The organism is Enterobacter cloacae complex sp. SHL022, assembly GCF_049237785.1.
Lineage (GTDB): Bacteria > Pseudomonadota > Gammaproteobacteria > Enterobacterales > Enterobacteriaceae > Enterobacter > Enterobacter hormaechei_C.
In genome coordinates this window covers 12991-30048 of the sequence record NZ_JBMKJH010000011.1, presented here as the reverse complement: position 1 = coordinate 30048, position 17058 = coordinate 12991, and the positions used below count along the sequence as shown (strand labels likewise).

The 17058-nt window shown below is 54.8% G+C and carries 18 protein-coding genes; 11 read left to right on the top strand and 7 right to left on the bottom strand.

Translation table 11 applies throughout. From position 1 onward, the window contains the following. Positions 1-18 precede the first annotated feature (18 nt). Together ACOTZD_RS19745 and ACOTZD_RS19740 are read right to left on the bottom strand one after the other, a co-directional pair. Positions 19-915, bottom strand: coding sequence for an aldo/keto reductase (locus ACOTZD_RS19745; protein WP_003857612.1), 897 nt, complete (start codon positions 913-915; stop codon positions 19-21). Positions 916-963: 48 nt separating this feature from the next. Next, positions 964-1203, bottom strand: a complete 240-nt coding sequence (locus tag ACOTZD_RS19740) for a DUF1289 domain-containing protein (protein WP_126542501.1) — start codon at positions 1201-1203, stop codon at positions 964-966. Positions 1204-1350: 147 nt separating this feature from the next. Here ACOTZD_RS19740 and eptA point away from each other — a divergent pair, with 147 nt between their 5' ends. The 5 genes from eptA (at position 1351) to rnt (ending at position 6031) form a co-directional block, all read left to right on the top strand. Continuing rightward, positions 1351-2976 carry a phosphoethanolamine transferase EptA gene (gene eptA / locus ACOTZD_RS19735; protein WP_032628380.1) on the top strand — a complete coding sequence of 542 codons (1626 nt, stop codon included), beginning with the start codon at positions 1351-1353 and terminating at the stop codon, positions 2974-2976. Between the two features lie 41 nt (positions 2977-3017). Beyond that, the gene (locus tag ACOTZD_RS19730; RefSeq protein WP_003857618.1) at positions 3018-3617 is read left to right on the top strand and encodes a TetR/AcrR family transcriptional regulator; all 600 of its coding nucleotides are present in this window, start codon (positions 3018-3020) and stop codon (positions 3615-3617) included. A gap of 53 nt (positions 3618-3670) precedes the next feature. Then, positions 3671-4768: an alkene reductase gene (locus ACOTZD_RS19725; protein WP_015570682.1), complete on the top strand. Its 1098-nt coding sequence runs from the start codon at positions 3671-3673 to the stop codon at positions 4766-4768. 99 nt (positions 4769-4867) lie between these two features. Beyond that, positions 4868-5275 carry a lactoylglutathione lyase gene (gene gloA / locus ACOTZD_RS19720; RefSeq protein ID WP_174402251.1) on the top strand — a complete coding sequence of 136 codons (408 nt, stop codon included), beginning with the start codon at positions 4868-4870 and terminating at the stop codon, positions 5273-5275. Between the two features lie 96 nt (positions 5276-5371). Next, on the top strand, positions 5372-6031 hold the full coding sequence (rnt, locus tag ACOTZD_RS19715; protein ID WP_003857625.1) for a ribonuclease T: 660 nt from the start codon (positions 5372-5374) through the stop codon (positions 6029-6031). 78 nt (positions 6032-6109) lie between these two features. Here rnt and grxD read toward each other — a convergent pair whose 3' ends face one another. Beyond that, the gene (gene grxD / locus ACOTZD_RS19710) at positions 6110-6457 is read right to left on the bottom strand and encodes a monothiol glutaredoxin 4 (RefSeq protein ID WP_003832760.1); all 348 of its coding nucleotides are present in this window, start codon (positions 6455-6457) and stop codon (positions 6110-6112) included. A 338-nt stretch (positions 6458-6795) separates the two neighbouring features. Here grxD and ACOTZD_RS19705 point away from each other — a divergent pair, with 338 nt between their 5' ends. Both ACOTZD_RS19705 and sodB read left to right on the top strand, forming a co-directional pair. Further along, entirely contained in the window at positions 6796-7554 is a 759-nt protein-coding gene (locus tag ACOTZD_RS19705; protein WP_023313959.1) for a C40 family peptidase, read from the top strand. 122 nt (positions 7555-7676) lie between these two features. Further along, complete coding sequence (gene sodB, locus ACOTZD_RS19700; RefSeq protein ID WP_003857629.1) at positions 7677-8258, top strand: superoxide dismutase [Fe]; 582 nt, start codon at positions 7677-7679, stop codon at positions 8256-8258. A gap of 37 nt (positions 8259-8295) precedes the next feature. On the opposite strand, the gene ACOTZD_RS19695 is transcribed toward sodB, so the two are convergent. Together ACOTZD_RS19695 and ACOTZD_RS19690 are read right to left on the bottom strand one after the other, a co-directional pair. Next, entirely contained in the window at positions 8296-9462 is a 1167-nt protein-coding gene (locus ACOTZD_RS19695; protein ID WP_003857631.1) for an MFS transporter, read from the bottom strand. Between the two features lie 161 nt (positions 9463-9623). After that, positions 9624-9713: a YnhF family membrane protein gene (locus ACOTZD_RS19690; RefSeq protein ID WP_003857632.1), complete on the bottom strand. Its 90-nt coding sequence runs from the start codon at positions 9711-9713 to the stop codon at positions 9624-9626. A 297-nt stretch (positions 9714-10010) separates the two neighbouring features. Between ACOTZD_RS19690 and purR the strand changes: the two genes are divergently transcribed. Further along, a complete protein-coding gene (gene purR / locus ACOTZD_RS19685; protein WP_003857634.1) occupies positions 10011-11036 on the top strand; it encodes an HTH-type transcriptional repressor PurR in 1026 nt (341 codons plus the stop codon). A gap of 17 nt (positions 11037-11053) precedes the next feature. Here purR and punR read toward each other — a convergent pair whose 3' ends face one another. After that, positions 11054-11965, bottom strand: a complete 912-nt coding sequence (gene punR, locus ACOTZD_RS19680; protein ID WP_003857638.1) for a DNA-binding transcriptional activator PunR — start codon at positions 11963-11965, stop codon at positions 11054-11056. A 112-nt stretch (positions 11966-12077) separates the two neighbouring features. Here punR and punC point away from each other — a divergent pair, with 112 nt between their 5' ends. Both punC and cfa read left to right on the top strand, forming a co-directional pair. After that, complete coding sequence (gene punC, locus ACOTZD_RS19675; RefSeq protein WP_061856167.1) at positions 12078-13277, top strand: purine nucleoside transporter PunC; 1200 nt, start codon at positions 12078-12080, stop codon at positions 13275-13277. A gap of 298 nt (positions 13278-13575) precedes the next feature. Then, on the top strand, positions 13576-14724 hold the full coding sequence (gene cfa / locus ACOTZD_RS19670; protein WP_003857641.1) for a cyclopropane fatty acyl phospholipid synthase: 1149 nt from the start codon (positions 13576-13578) through the stop codon (positions 14722-14724). A gap of 31 nt (positions 14725-14755) precedes the next feature. On the opposite strand, the gene ACOTZD_RS19665 is transcribed toward cfa, so the two are convergent. Then, on the bottom strand, positions 14756-15397 hold the full coding sequence (locus ACOTZD_RS19665) for a riboflavin synthase (protein ID WP_003857643.1): 642 nt from the start codon (positions 15395-15397) through the stop codon (positions 14756-14758). Positions 15398-15622: 225 nt separating this feature from the next. Here ACOTZD_RS19665 and mdtK point away from each other — a divergent pair, with 225 nt between their 5' ends. Beyond that, entirely contained in the window at positions 15623-16996 is a 1374-nt protein-coding gene (gene mdtK, locus ACOTZD_RS19660; protein ID WP_045346480.1) for an MdtK family multidrug efflux MATE transporter, read from the top strand. The last annotated feature ends 62 nt before the right edge of the window (positions 16997-17058 follow it).

The following is a 17058-nucleotide window of genomic DNA, read 5'->3' as shown; positions in this document are numbered from 1 at the left end:
AGTCAGGTTCAGGCGTGCTCAGGGTACGTCGTAGCCCAGCGCCGCCTTACGAATGCGGAACCACTGCTGACGCGTCATATCCAGCTCCTCAGCTACAAGCGCAGCGCGGACACGCTCAATTTTGCCGGAGCCAATAATTGGCAGCGGTTTAGACGGCAGGCGCAGGATCCAGGCGTAAACCACCTGCTCGATACTCTCCGCATTCAGTTCGCGCGCCACCGTTTCAAGCTCGTTACGCAGCGGCTGGAATGCCTCATCGTTAAACAGACGGCCGCCTCCCAGGCAAGACCATGCCATTGGACGGATGCGCAGCTGTTGCAGTTGGTCGAGCGTGCCATCCAGCAGCAGCGGCTGATGAACAGGCGAGATCTCCACCTGATTCGTCGCCAGCGTAAACGGCAGGCGAGACTGCAATAGCGCAAACTGTGCCGGGGTGAAGTTAGACACGCCAAAATGGCGCACTTTGCCGCTCTGGTGCAGCGTCAGGAAGGCTTCCGCGACCTCATCCGCATCCATCAACGGATCGGGACGGTGGATCAGCAGCAGGTCGATACGATCGGTGGCCAGGTTGACCAGTGACTGCTCGGCGCTTTTAACGATATGCGCGCTGTCAGTGATGTAATGTCCAAGCGCATGCTCCGGTTTTGCTGTGGTGGCAATACCGCATTTGGTCACAATCTCCATACGTTCACGCAGCGCTGGCGCTCGCTTCAGCGCTTCGCCAAAGGCGGCCTCGCACTGATAGCCGCCATAAATATCAGCGTGATCGACGGTGGTGATCCCGAGATCGAGATGCTCTTCTATAAAGTCCGCCAGCTGGACCGGAGACATATTCCAGTCCATGAGGCGCCAGTAGCCCATAACGAATCGGGAGAATTCCGGGCCCTGTGGGGCAAGGGTAATACGCTGAACCATAACATTTTCCTCAAGGAAGTCATGTCACAAGTATACGCAATTACCCTGCTAAAACAGTGAAGGTTGCTGAGGTTCTTCGGGTTCAACCGCTTTGTTTGCACGAATTTTACGCAGCAGACGCTGTCGGCAAAGCCGTAAGACCTCCTGCTTTTGCGCGTCGCTGAAATTTTGCCAGTTAAAACGTTCATCGCGCGTGCGCATGCAGCCACGACAGTATCCTCGTTCATCAACCTGGCAAATAGCCCGGCACGGGCTCTGGACAGGGAAAAATTCCAGTTGCTCTGCCACACCTACCTCCAGAACGTCATTATTCCCTACAGTGAAGACCCTAAATGGCTTGCATGCAAGGATGTCTGCCACAAACAGGACATTAAGGTTTCGCTAATCTTCCCTTCTTATACTCGCCGCATTGATATAACGAATGGTCTGCTCATCATGTGGTTCGCAAAAAAGTTACACTGTAACGATATAAAATTTACTCTGGGCTGTGCACTTTTCTTTACCGTACTGAATGCACTGTTTATCCAGCGCAGCTGGTCAATTATTGCGCCTGCGCATCTGCACGATGTCCTGTTTGCTGCCAGCGTGCCGCTGGTACTGTTCTGCGGCTGGGTGATTGTCTTCAGCCTGTTAAATATCCCCTATATTCGTAAGCCGCTCCTGATTGTCCTGACCCTGGGATGTGCCGCCGCGACCTGGTTTATGTATACCTATGGCGCGGTTATCGATCAGAACATGATTGTGAACGTGTTCGAGACTAATTCTCAGGAAGCGACAGCCCTGGTGACGCCGCAGATGATCCTGTGGCTGGTCGTAGCGGGTCTGGTTCCATCTGTTGTGTTAGCCCTGACGCGCATTCGCACCGGAAAATGGTGGTATGCCCTCCTGACGCGCTTCGCCGCTATGCTGGGTGCGCTGCTGGTGATCATCCTGGTCGCGTCAGTGTTCTATAAAGACTATGCTTCGCTGTTCCGCAATAACAAAAGCATCGTAAAAATGGTCACCCCGGCGAATTACGTGAGCGCCGTGGTGAAATACAGCAAAATGCGCTGGTTTGCCGGCGACCAGACGCTGGTCCGCATTGGCGAAGATGCTCATAAAGGCGCGCTGATTGCCAGCCAACGCAAGAAAACCGTGCTGGTTGTGGTGGTGGGCGAAGCCTCCCGCGCCGCAAACTACTCGTTAAATGGTTACCCGCGTGAAACCAACCCCGAGCTGAAAAAGCAGGATGTCATCAACTTCCCGCGGGCCTCCTCCTGTGGCACGGAAACCGCTGTTTCCGTCCCCTGCATGTTCTCCGGCATGACGCGGAAAAAATATGACGCGGACCTCGCCCATCATCAGGAAGGTCTGCTTGATGTGCTTAACCACGCCGGGTTCAACCTGCTGTGGCGCGATAACGACGGCGGGTGTAAAGGCGCCTGCGACCGCGTGCCGCACACGGACATGACCCAGTGGAAACTGGATCAGTTCTGTAAGGACAAATCCTGTATCGACGACGTTAACCTGTACCGCCTGGACAACGTGCTGGATGGAATAAAGCAGGATACGGTTCTGGTTATTCACCTGATGGGCAGCCACGGTCCGGCCTATTACAAACGCTACCCCGACAGCTTCCGCAAGTTCACCCCAACCTGCGATACCAATGAAATTCAGGATTGCGATCATCAGTCGCTGATCAATACCTATGACAACACGATTCTGTATACCGACAGCGTCGTCAGCCGAACCATCGACGCACTGAAAGCCCGGCAGGCCAACATGAACACGGCGCTCATTTACCTCTCCGATCACGGGGAATCGCTGGGCGAAAGCGGAATTTACCTGCACGGTACGCCGTATATGCTGGCCCCGGAGCAGCAAACGCATATTCCTTTTATGTTCTGGCTCTCCCCGGATTATGCGAAAAACTTCGGCGTAAACACGGATTGCCTGCGTGACCATGCCGCAAAAGAGGCGGTTTCACAGGACAATTTATTCGCCACCGTTCTGGGCATGATGGACGTGAAATCAGCGGTTTATCAGCCGCAGCTGGATATTCTGTCGCAGTGTCGTCGCTAAGCGGGCTTGCATTAGACCGAACGGTCTATTAGAGTAAGGGCATGAGCAGACACACTGAACACGATACACGAGAACATTTGCTGGCTACCGGCGAGCGCCTTTGCATGCATCGCGGGTTTACCGGGATGGGGCTTAGCGAGTTGTTAAAAACCGCTGAAGTACCTAAGGGATCGTTTTATCACTATTTTCGTTCCAAAGAGGCGTTCGGCGTTGCCATGCTGGAGCGGCACTACGCCAGCTACCATCAGCGCCTGGCAGCCCACTTCGCCAGCGGTGAAGGTGACTACCGGGATCGTGTCCTGAACTACTATCAGGAAACGCTGACGCAGTTCTGTCAGCAGGGCATCATCAGCGGCTGCCTGACGGTAAAACTGTCTGCCGAAGTGTGCGATCTCTCCGAAGATATGCGCACCGCCATGGATAAAGGGGCCAGCGGCGTGATTGCACTGCTGGCTCAGGCGCTGGAGAGCGGGCGCAATGAAAAAACGCTCTCCTTCTCCGGCGATCCGCTCACGCAGGCACAGGTGCTCTATTCCCTCTGGTTAGGCGCCAACCTGCAAGCAAAAATGTCTCGCAGCGCCGTGCCGCTCGAAAGCGCGCTGGCGCACGTGAAAAACTGTATAACCGCGCCTGGCGTGTAGCCGGCGTTTTTATTTACCCTTTTACTAGTCGACTGGTCTACTCAGGAGCCATTATGTCCGCTGAAAAGCTGTTTACCCCACTGAAAGTGGGTGCCGTTACTGCCCCAAACCGCGTGTTTATGGCCCCACTCACCCGTCTGCGCAGCATCGAGCCGGGCGATATCCCAACGCCATTGATGGGTGAGTATTATCGTCAGCGCGCCAGCGCGGGCCTGATTATTTCCGAAGCCACGCAGATTTCTGCCCAGGCAAAAGGCTACGCCGGTGCGCCGGGTCTGCACAGCCCGGAACAGATCGCCGCGTGGAAAAAAATCACCGCAGGTGTTCATGCTGAAGATGGCCGTATTGCGGTTCAGCTGTGGCACACCGGTCGTATCTCACACAGCAGCATCCAGCCTGGCGGTCAGGCGCCGGTTTCTGCTTCTGCCCTGAACGCCAATACCCGCACTTCCCTGCGCGATGAAAACGGTAATGCGATCCGCGTTGACACCACCACGCCACGCGCGCTGGAGCTGGACGAGATCCCGGGTATTGTGAATGATTTCCGTCAGGCCGTCGCCAACGCCCGTGAAGCGGGCTTCGACCTGGTTGAGCTGCACTCTGCGCACGGTTACCTGCTGCATCAGTTCCTGTCCCCTTCTTCCAACCAGCGTACCGACCAGTACGGCGGCAGCGTTGAAAACCGCGCGCGTCTGGTGCTTGAAGTGGTGGATGCTGTCTGTAATGAGTGGAGCGCAGACCGCATTGGTATTCGTGTCTCCCCGATCGGTACTTTCCAGAACGTCGACAACGGTCCGAACGAAGAAGCAGACGCGCTGTATCTGATTGAAGAGCTGGCGAAACGCGGTATCGCCTATCTGCACATGTCCGAGCCGGACTGGGCAGGCGGCAAGCCTTATAGTGAAGCCTTCCGCCAGAAAGTGCGCGAGCGCTTCCACGGCGTGATTATCGGGGCGGGCGCGTATACGGCAGAGAAAGCTGAAGATCTGATCGGGAAAGGCCTGATCGACGCCGTGGCCTTTGGCCGTGACTACATTGCTAACCCGGATCTGGTTGCCCGTTTGCAGAAGAAAGCCGAACTGAACCCGCAGCGCCCTGAAAGTTTCTATGGCGGCGGCGCGGAAGGTTATACCGACTACCCTTCACTGTAATCCCGCTTTGTACATTGATAGCGGCGACCTTTCGCCGCTATACTAAAACATCGTTTCTGTTCAAAAAGATAATCCATTCCACTGGTTAATGAGGAAATTATGCGCCTACTTCACACCATGCTGCGCGTTGGCGACCTGCAACGTTCCATCGATTTCTACACTAACGTTCTGGGCATGAAGCTGCTGCGCACCAGCGAAAATCCGGAATATAAATACTCTCTGGCGTTTGTCGGTTACGGCCCGGAATCTGATGAAGCGGTCATCGAGCTGACCTACAACTGGGGCGTAGACAGCTATGAGCTGGGTACGGCTTACGGACACATCGCGCTGGAAGTGGATAACGCCGCCGAAGCCTGCGAACGTATCCGCAGCAATGGCGGTAACGTCACCCGTGAAGCCGGTCCGGTTAAAGGCGGTACCACCGTCATTGCGTTTGTGGAAGATCCGGACGGTTATAAAATCGAACTGATTGAAGCCAAAGACGCTGGTCGCGGTCTGGGCTATTGATCCCTCAGGGCGCACTATGCGCCCGTTGTTTTGCTGCATCCCCTCTCAAAATTTGCCATAATGCGCACTGCTTTTTCCCCCTTGTAAGAGACCCTGATGTCCGATAACGCTCAATTTACCGGTCTGTGCGACCGTTTTCGTGGTTTTTATCCCGTTGTCATTGATGTAGAAACAGCCGGATTTAACGCTAAAACCGATGCGCTGCTTGAGATTGCCGCCATCACGCTGAAGATGGATGAACAGGGCTGGCTTGTACCGGACACCACGCTGCATTTCCACGTTGAACCCTTTGAAGGGGCAAACTTACAGCCAGAGGCGCTGGCCTTTAACGGTATCGATCCGACAAACCCGCTGCGCGGGGCGGTAAGCGAATACGAGGCGCTGCACGCCATATTCAAAATGGTGCGCAAAGGCATGAAAGAGAATGACTGTAGCCGCGCCATCATGGTAGCCCACAACGCTACGTTCGATCACAGCTTCACCATGGCTGCCGCCGAGCGCGCCTCGCTAAAGCGCAATCCATTTCATCCGTTTGTGACCTTCGACACCGCCGCGCTGAGCGGCCTGGCGCTGGGGCAAACCGTGCTCTCGAAAGCCTGCATCACGGCGGGTATTGCGTTTGACGGTACCCAGGCGCATTCCGCGTTATACGACACCGAGCGTACGGCGGAGCTGTTCTGTGAGATCGTCAACCGCTGGAAACGTCTGGGCGGCTGGCCGCTGCCGATGGGCGACGAGGCCGATCTTCAATCGTAGGTTGGGTTATCAACAGCCCCACAGGACAAAAAAAAGCGACCAACATAATGTGGTCGCTTTTTTATAGCCGCAGAAAACTTATTCTGCGTCCGGCTCTTCGGTTTTATACTTCGCCGCAGTCTCTTTGATCAGCTGTTGCAGTTCGCCGCGCTGATACATTTCAATCAGGATATCGCATCCGCCAACCAGTTCACCATCAACCCACAGCTGTGGGAAGGTCGGCCAGTTTGCGTATTTTGGCAATTCAGCGCGAATGTCCGGGTTTTGCAGGATATCAACGTAAGCAAAACGCTCACCACAGGCGGACAGCGCCTGAACCGCTTGCGCGGAGAAGCCGCAGCTTGGCAGCTTCGGAGAACCTTTCATGTACAGGAGAATCGGGTTTTCAGCGATCTGGCGCTGAATTTTTTCAATAGTGGTGCTCATGTCTTGCTTCCTTTAACTTCTGTTACGGCATCAGTCTGACATTGTAGCGGGTCAGGCCGACATCGGAAAATAACATTTTTGTCACGTCTAATTATTTTATCGCTTATCGCATAAAGTTGCATTGCTAATGTCGTTTATCGCCAGACGGGGTGCGGTTTTGCTTAAGGAGCGAACAGGAGTGCGTCAGAATGGTGAATTTTTTTGCACTTGCTAACGAAACATAATTTTTGAATGAAAAATGCTATTAACTTCTTCTGATTTTATGGATTAGAATCGACAGGTTTTGTAAATCTCACGCGGGTATGCATTGTGGCCTGCATTTATCAGGGGACTGCCCAGTGGCGCGGATAACTAAAATCTCGATGACGCTCTGTGCTTTACTGTTTACCACACTCTCATTTACGCCAGCGGCGAACGCCTCTGAACAGGCGCGGCATTCTGCTGTACAAAAAACGCATCTGGCAAAATCCACAGAACGTAAGAAAAAAACCACCAGCAAAACAGTTAAGAAGAAAATCACCGCTCAGACCAAAAAGACCGCCTCCAGTAAAACCAAAACTCTCCGCTCCGGCACGCACAAAACCACCCGCACAACCGCCAGCCTGGTGAATGAAAAATGCACCGTGCGCAAAGGCCATAAAACGAAATGCGCAAAAGTGACGAAGCTGGCTGACGTGCATAAAGCGCGCATGCAGAAAGCGCAAAAAACGGCGATGAACAAACTGATGGGGCAAATAGGTAAGCCGTATCGCTGGGGTGGCACCTCTCCGCGCACCGGTTTTGACTGTAGTGGGCTGGTTTATTATGCCTATAAAGATCTGGTGAAGTTTCGCATTCCACGCACCGCCAATGAGATGTACCATCTGCGCGACGCCGCCCCTGTAAACCGTGGCGAACTGCAAAATGGCGACCTGGTGTTCTTCCGCACCCAGGGACGCGGTACGGCCGATCACGTTGGGGTGTATGTGGGTAACGGTAAATTTATCCAGTCACCGCGCAGCGGTCAGGACATTCAGATCACCTCTCTCAGCGAAGATTATTGGGTGCGCCACTATGTGGGTGCGCGCCGCGTGATGACGCCAAAAACCATCCGCTAGCCCCTGCCCTGCCGCCTCTGTGGCAGGGTAAGTTCCTCTTTTGCATACCCTTTCAATTTGCTATCCTGTCCTTGTTGTCTGTAGGGTTATTGGCAACGTATAAAACTATAAGGAGAGAAGCAATGTCGTTCGAATTACCTGCACTACCGTATGCAAAAGACGCCCTGGCCCCGCATATTTCCGCGGAAACCCTGGAGTACCATTACGGCAAGCATCACCAGACCTATGTCACCAACCTGAATAACCTGATCAAGGGCACCGATTTTGAAGGCAAAACGCTGGAAGAGATCGTGCGCAGTTCAGACGGCGGCGTATTCAACAACGCCGCACAGGTGTGGAACCACACCTTCTACTGGCACTGCCTGGCCCCGAATGCAGGCGGAGAACCTGACGGTGAGCTGGCGGCAGCGATTAACGCCGCGTTCGGCAGTTTCGCGGATTTTAAAGCGAAGTTTACTGACGCAGCCGTTAAAAACTTTGGCTCCGGCTGGACCTGGCTGGTAAAAGAGGCTGATGGCAAACTGGCTATCGTTTCCACTTCTAATGCGGGTACCCCTCTGACCACCAGCGCCACGCCGCTGATGACCGTGGACGTATGGGAACACGCCTATTACATTGATTACCGTAATGCGCGCCCGAACTACCTGGAACACTTCTGGGCACTGGTTAACTGGGAATTTGTTGCGAAGAACTTCGCCGCGTAAGAGACACGCAGAAGGGGCAGCCCTTCTGCGTTTTTGTTTATTCCGCCGTACACACCGCTTGAGGCTGTTTACGACCAGACATTATCACCAGCAGCAGGCCGAGTGCGGCAATGATCGCCCCCATCACCGGCACAAAGCTGTAACCCAAACCACCGGAGATCACCGCCCCGCCCGCTGCGGCCCCCAGCGCATTGCCCAGGTTAAACGCACCGATATTCACCGATGAAGAGAGCCCCGGCGCTTCGTGTGCAACGCGCATTACGCGCATCTGCAACGGTGGCACCACGGCAAAGGTTGCGGCGCCCCACACCACCATGGCAATCGCGGCACCCACTTCGTTACGCGCCAGCCACGGAATCGCCACCATGATGACAATCAGCAGCGTTAAAAAACCTTTCAGCGTCCCACTCACGGAGCGGTCGGCAAATTTCCCGCCGAGATAGTTGCCAATCGAGAACCCGACACCAATCAGCACCAGCATCGCGGTAACAAAGAGTGGCGTTGCGTGGGTTATGTCGTGCAGCACCGGGGAGATATAGGTGTAGAGCGTAAACATCGCCCCGGCCCCCAGCACCGTGGTGAGCAGCGCGGACAACACCTGAGGACGCATCAGCACCGCCAGCTCTTTACGTACTTCCGGACGTTCTCCAGCACTTCCTTTCGGCAGTGAGAAGAACAGCGCAACCATCGCGACCACGCCCAGTCCGGCGGTTGCGAGGAAAGACATACGCCAGCCGATGGCTTCTCCCAGCCAGGTGGCGGCGGGAACGCCGCCGATATTAGCGATGGTGAGGCCCATAAACATAGTGGCTACCGCGCTGGCCTGCTTATGTTTTGGCACCACGCTGGCAGCAACAACCGAGCCCAGTCCGAAGAAGGCGCCATGGTTGAGGCTGGTAAGAATGCGCGAAAGCATCAGAGTGGTGTAATCGGGCGAAATCGCGGAAAACACATTGCCGAGAGTGAAAATCGCCATCAGGAAAATCAGCGCATTGCGGCGCGCACGGTGCGAAAGCAGCAGCGTCATGAGCGGCGCGCCCACCATCACGCCGATCGCGTAGGCGCTAATTAACATACCGGCCGCAGGGATAGATACGTCCACCCCCCGGGCGATAACAGGCAATAACCCCATCGGGGAGAATTCAGTGGTGCCAATCCCAAAGGCGCCAATCGCCAGGGCCAGCAGGGGAAAATTGATTTTCATGAAGAGGCTCCGGATACCGTGCCATAACCCGGCACAGAACTAAGAAGTCAAAAGCATGACATCAATCACAAAAAATGAGAAGTTAACATTTTGGCAAAAGATTTTTGCCGGAGAGGTAACAATAGCGGCAAGAGAGGGAGAAGGTTCTCCCTCCGCCTGAATCAGTGCAGTGCAGCGGTTAAACCACCGGCAACAATCAGAGCAAGAACAACAATAGTGGTAAACAGCGAAAACTTCAGATCGGTACTCATCAATTTTTCTCCTTTTATTCACCCTACGAAAAGTGAGCTTGCTCATTTTTACACAGTTCAGGTCAAAAATCTTCCAGGATTTAAACGGATATCCACTTTACCTCTTCCCCTTTTCATCAAGATAGGACAAAATTCCACGCTAAATTTATTAGCGTACCGGCCACTGACCCCCTCCTGACGTCCTGTGTCGTTTTCCCGGCGTGTCGCAACTCATGTTTGCGTAATAAGGGTGAGAGAAGGCAAACGTTTACCTTCAATTTTTTCAGGAGCTTAGGATATGGTCTGGAGTGACATTTAATGGCAACAATTAAAGACGTAGCAAAACGCGCAAACGTTTCCACTACAACCGTATCACATGTTATTAACAAAACGCGTTTCGTCGCTGAAGAGACGCGTAATGCCGTCTGGGCGGCAATCAAAGAACTGCACTACTCGCCAAGTGCCGTCGCCCGCAGCCTGAAGGTTAATCACACCAAATCGATTGGCCTGCTAGCCACCAGCAGTGAAGCGGCCTATTTTGCTGAAATCATCGAAGCCGTTGAAAAAAACTGCTTCCAGAAAGGCTATACCCTGATTCTGGGCAATGCGTGGAACAACATTGAAAAACAGCGCGCTTACCTGTCAATGATGGCGCAAAAGCGCGTCGACGGTCTTCTGGTAATGTGTTCTGAATACCCTGAGTCGGTCCTTTCCATGCTGGAAGAGTATCGCCACATTCCGATGGTGGTCATGGACTGGGGCGAGGCGCGCGCAGACTTCACCGACTCCGTTATTGATAACGCCTTTGAAGGCGGCTACATGGCGGGGCGTTATCTGGTAGAACGCGGTCATCGTGAAATTGGCGTGATCCCGGGACCTCTGGAGCGTAACACCGGTGCTGGCCGTCTGGCCGGTTTCATGAAAGCGATGGAAGAGGCGCTGATCACCGTGCCGGAAAACTGGATTGTTCAGGGCGACTTCGAGCCGGAGTCAGGCTATCGCGCCATGCAGCAGATCGTCTCCCAGCCGCATCGCCCTACCGCGGTGTTCTGCGGCGGTGACATCATGGCGATGGGCGCGCTATGCGCGGCAGATGAACTTGGCCTGCGCGTCCCCCAGGATATCTCGGTGATCGGCTATGACAACGTGCGCAACGCCCGCTTCTTTACCCCGGCGCTGACCACCATTCACCAGCCGAAAGATTCGCTGGGTGAAACGGCCTTCAACATGCTGCTGGACAGGATCGTCAACAAGCGTGAACAGTCCCAGTCCATTGAAGTTCACCCGCGCCTGATAGAACGCCGTTCCGTTGCGGACGGTCCGTTCCGCGACTACCGTCGTTAATCACTTTCCGGGGCCAGCTATGCTGGTTCCCGCAACCACTCCCGGTTCAGCGTTTCGCTGTCTCCCAGATAATCCAGCAGCCAGGCCATGGCGGGCGAGACGTCGTTTTGCTGCCACGTCAGACAGCATGCGGCATCCGGGAAGGGGTTTTCCAGCGTCAGAGCGACCCACTCTCCCGCGTCGATGCGCGGGCGCGCAAAATGTACCGGCACCATGCCAACGCACAGCCCCGCGCTCAGACAGGTGGCTGACGACTCCCAGTCCGGCGCGACCACGCGGCGCTGATTATCCAGCAACCAGGTAATGCGCTTGGGCAGCGAGCGGGAGGTATCTTCCAGCACCAGCGAGGGCCAGTTGCGTAATGTGTCATCGCTCAGCGGCCCTTCCAGCGCTGCCAGCGGGTGATCGCGCGCGACCACGCAGGTCCAGCTCAGCATGCCCATGTCGCGAAACGCGTAGCGCCCACCAACCGGGATCGCCTGGGTTGCACCAATCGCCATCTCCGCCCTGCCGTCCGCCAGCGCATCCCAGACGCCGTTGAACACTTCCTGCGAAACACGCAGTTCGACGTCGGAAAAATGACGATAGAAATCGACGATCATCTGCCGGGTCCGCTCCGGCTTAACAATGTTATCCACCGCGATAGCGAGATGCCCGCGCCAGCCGTTGGCGATCTGTTGGCACTGCTCACGGGTGATCTGCATTTTTTTGATGACAGACCGCCCTTCCTTCAAAAACCACGCTCCGGCAGGCGTGAGCTCCACGTCGCGATGACGCCGCTCGAACAGCGGCACCGCCAGCCACGCTTCCAGCTGACGCACCGTGTAACTGATCGCCGAGGGAACGCGATGCAGCTCCTGGGCAGCGCCGGTAAAGCTGCCGTTACGCGCCACGGCATCAACCACTTCAAGGGAATAATCTGACCACATCTTTAGCCTGCAAATTTTTTGAATACACCCGCCAAATATTAGCGTTTCACAAGCCGCTTTGCACTCCCTACACTCTGCGCCAACGTACACCTGCCTCCTCAGGAGAAAAAAAGTGCAACCCAGGAAAGGATTTTTAGTCTGGCTCGGCGGCTTAAGCGTGCTGGGCTTTTTGGCGACCGATATGTATCTGCCCGCGTTCGCCGCGATGCAGGAAGATTTGCAAACCCCTGCCGCCGCCATCAGCGCCAGTTTGAGTTTGTTCCTCGCCGGTTTTGCTTTTGCGCAATTGCTGTGGGGGCCGCTCTCGGATCGTTTTGGCCGTAAACCCGTCCTGTTGTTGGGGCTGGCGATTTTTGCCGCAGGCTGTCTGGGCATGCTGTGGGTCCGCGATGCCGCCTGGCTGCTGGCGCTGCGCTTTATTCAGGCGGTCGGTGTCTGTGCCGCTGCGGTGACCTGGCAGGCGCTGGTAACCGATTACTACCCCGCCTCGCGCACTAACCGCATATTCGCCACCATTATGCCCCTGGTCGGCCTGTCGCCGGCGCTTGCCCCGTTACTGGGCAGCTGGATCCTGGCGCATTTCGACTGGCAGGCCATTTTCGCCACGCTCTTTGCTATTACGCTGGTCCTGATGCTGCCCGCGTTCGGGCTTAAACCGGCGCATAAAAAAGAGACGCATCCGGACGCGAAGCCCATCACCTTTACCTCTTTAGTGCGGTCGAAAGCCTATCGCGGTAACGTGCTGATTTATGCCGCCTGCTCTGCCAGCTTCTTTGCCTGGCTGACCGGTTCGCCGTTCATTCTGCATGACATGGGCTACAGCCCGGCGGCTATCGGCCTGAGCTATGTACCACAGACCATCGCCTTCCTGGTGGGTGGCTATGGCTGTCGCGCCGCGCTGCAAAAATGGGAAGGCCAACAGATGCTGCCCTGGCTGCTGGTGCTGTATGCGCTAAGCGTGATTGCGACCTGGGCTGTCGGCTTTATTCCCGGCGCCGGGCTTGCAGAAATTTTGATTCCGTTCTGCGTCATGGCGATCGCTAACGGGGCCATCTACCCTATCGTTGTAGCCCAGGCGTTGCGTCCATTTCCGCAGGCGACAGGCCGCGCTGCCGCGCTGCAAAATACCCTGCAACTTGGCCTGTGCTTCCTGGCAAGTCTCGTGGTCTCTGCGTTGATTGCAACCCCGCTGCTCACCACTACCAGCGTGATGCTGATCACCGTTGCGCTGGCGGGATTGGGTTATCGCATGCAGTCCTCCGCGCTTCGCGAGCAGAATGACAATGCACAAACCGAAACGTCGCACGCCTGATTGCGCGGGAAACTATGTTAAAAACCAGTGATTAGGTAGCTAACAATTTTCTGTTGAATCACCAAATTTTGCGGCCTATACTGAATTTGGTTCGATTAAATACGATAAATATTAAGTGTTAACGGGAGCCGGAGCGCTCCCGTTTTACCATGGAAGGCATTTCGGCAAGGGTTATCTCCCTTCCTCTGTTCTACGTCGGATATTAGCCTCGCGGGCATTTACCGTGAGATTTCTCACAAACCAAAAAAGCGTCTACGCTGTTTTAAGGTTCTGATCACAGCAAGGTGATGGAGAAGCTATGAGTTCATCGTGTATAGAAGAAGTCAGCGTTCCGGACGATAACTGGTCCCGGATCGTCAGTGAACTGTTGGGACGTGCGGGCATTACGATTAATGGCTCATCCCCCTCCGATCCCCAGATAAAGCATCCCGATTTTTTCAAACGCGTGTTACAGGAGGGATCGTTAGGGCTGGGTGAAAGCTATATGGACGGCTGGTGGGAGTGTGAGCGGCTGGATATGTTCTTCTCCAGCGTATTACGCGCCGGTCTTGAAAAACAGCTCCCTCGTCATTTCAAAGATACCTTACGTATCGCCTCCGCCCGCCTGTTCAATCTGCAAAGTAAAAAACGGGCATGGATCGTCGGTAAAGAGCATTACGACCTTGGCAACGATTTGTTCAGCCGTATGCTCGATCCTTTAATGCAGTACTCCTGCGGATACTGGAAAAAAGCGACGACCCTGGAAGAGGCGCAGCAGGATAAGCTGCAACTGATCTGCGATAAATTGCAGTTACAGCCCGGTATGCGTGTGTTGGACATCGGCTGTGGCTGGGGTGGTCTTGCCTGGTTTATGGCGAAAAATTACGGCGTCAGCGTAGTCGGCGTCACGATTTCGGCTGAACAGCAGAAGATGGCGCAGGAACGCTGTCTGGGACTGGATGTTGATATTCGGCTTCAGGACTACCGCGACCTGAATGAGCAGTTCGATCGTATTGTTTCCGTAGGTATGTTCGAGCACGTGGGGCCGAAGAACTACAAGACCTACTTTGAGGTCGCCGATCGTAACCTGAAGCCTGACGGAATTTTCCTGCTACACACCATCGGCTCTAAGCGCACCGATAACAATGTGGACCCCTGGATCAACAAATATATCTTCCCGAATGGCTGTTTACCCTCTGTTCGCCAGATTGCGAACGCCAGCGAACCGCATTTTATTGTGGAAGACTGGCATAACTTCGGCGCAGATTACGACACGACTCTGATGGCCTGGCATGAACGTTTCCAGGCTGCATGGCCTGAAATCGCCGACAACTATTCGGAACGATTCAAACGGATGTTTAGCTATTATCTGAATGCCTGTGCGGGCGCGTTCCGTGCGCGGGATATACAGCTGTGGCAGGTGGTGTTTAGTCGTGGGATTGAGCACGGCTTGCGGGTGGCTCGCTGAAAAATTAACCCCGGTTTCCCGGGGTTAATTTTTATTCTTCTTCCACGGTCTTTATTATCGCCGCCTCTTTCGCCGCCAGCACGCGCTCAACGGTATCCACGACCGCCTGGGTCTGCGGATCAATTTCGATATTTACGCGCTGCCCCAATTTTTTTGCGCCAAGCGTAGTACGTTGCAGCGTTTCAGGAATTAAATGCACGCAAAAACGCGTTGGCGTCACTTCACCGACGGTCAGACTAATCCCATCGATGCCAATAAATCCTTTATAAAGGATGTATTTCATTAATGACGGATCCTGCACCTTGAACCAGATTTGACGGTTATTTTCCGAGGTCACGATTTTCGCCACTTCTGCGGTGGTCATAATATGGCCCGACATCAGATGCCCACCAATCTCATCGCTGAATTTCGCCGCGCGTTCAACGTTGATGATATCTCCTACCACCAGCTCACCCAGGTTAGTGATGCGCAGCGTCTCTTTCATTAAATCAAAGCTAATCTGATTACCGTTAATTTCGGTCACCGTCAGGCAGCAGCCGTTATGCGCTATCGACGCCCCGGTTTCAATGCCGTCGAGCATATATTCAGGCAGCTCAACCACGTGAGTGCGGAAATTCGGTTTTTCATCAATGGACACCACTTTGGCAGTGCCCTGCACAATACCAGTAAACATGCTTACAGCTCCTGTTCATTCCGAACGGCGATGACACCGTATAATCCCACCACAATAACAGTTGAAAAAACAGGTTGCCAGTGATGCGCAATTTCTGGCGATTTTTTCACTAGATAATTAGTTAAACCCCGCTACAATAGCTGGCATCCCTCTGTTTTTTCTTCTTGCTGCCAGTAACGGCGGCCTTTTTAGTCTCTCAAATAACTACAATACAAAGGTGTTCACGTGCAGAAGTATATGATCGAAGCGCGTCAGTTATTGGCACTGGCCATACCGGTGATCGTCGCGCAGGTAGCCCAAACCGCAATGGGATTTGTGGATACGGTAATGGCCGGTGGTTACAGCGCCACCGATATGGCCGCCGTGGCGATCGGAACCTCAATCTGGCTCCCGGCCATTCTGTTTGGTCACGGCCTGCTGCTGGCGCTAACGCCCGTCATCGCACAGCTTAACGGCTCCGGTCGACGTGACCGCGTGGCCCATCAGGTGCGCCAGGGCTTCTGGCTGGCCGGGTTCGTCTCCGTCCTGATTATGATCGTCCTGTGGAACGCCGGGTATATTATTCGCGCCATGCATAATATCGACCCGGCGCTGGCGGATAAGGCGGTCGGTTATCTGCGCGCCCTGCTCTGGGGCGCGCCCGGCTATCTGTTCTTCCAGGTGGCACGTAACCAGTGTGAAGGGCTGGCAAAAACCAAGCCGGGCATGGTGATGGGCTTTATCGGCTTGCTGGTGAACATTCCCGTGAACTATATCTTCATTTACGGTCATTTTGGCATGCCGGAACTCGGCGGCGTGGGCTGCGGCGTGGCGACGGCAGCGGTGTACTGGGTGATGTTCGGAAGCATGCTCACCTACATTAAGCATGCGCGATCCATGCGCGACATTCGCAACGACACCACCTTTAGCACGCCTGACTGGTCGATGTTGACCCGCCTGACACAGCTGGGTCTGCCCATTGCGCTGGCGCTGTTCTTTGAAGTGACGCTGTTTGCCGTCGTCGCCCTGCTGGTCTCGCCGTTAGGGATTATTGATGTGGCAGGCCACCAGATCGCGCTGAACTTCAGCTCTTTGATGTTTGTTCTGCCGATGTCGCTGGCGGCTGCGGTGACGATTCGCGTGGGCTTCCGTCTGGGGCAAGGTTCTACGCTGGATGCGCAAACGGCTGCCCGCACCGGGCTGGGCGTCGGCGTCTGCATGGCGGTCTGTACCGCCCTCTTTACCGTGCTGTTGCGTGAGCAAATTGCCCTGCTCTATAACGACAACCCGGAGGTAGTGACTCTGGCCTCGCACCTGATGCTGCTGGCGGCCATTTATCAGATATCTGACTCCATCCAGGTTATTGGCAGCGGCGTGCTGCGTGGGTATAAAGATACGCGTTCCATCTTCTTTATCACCTTTATCGCTTACTGGGTGCTGGGTCTGCCGAGTGGTTACATTCTGGCGCTCACGGATCTGGTGGTGGATCGCATGGGGCCAGCCGGATTCTGGATGGGCTTTATCATCGGCTTAACGTCTGCGGCCATTATGATGATGCTGCGCATGCGTTTCCTGCAACGTCAGCCCTCTACGGTTATTTTGCAGCGCGCTGCACGTTAATGACCCTGTAGCCGCCGGCTGGCGGCTACTTTCTCTTCACTTTGCGCGGTAATGAAGCAATC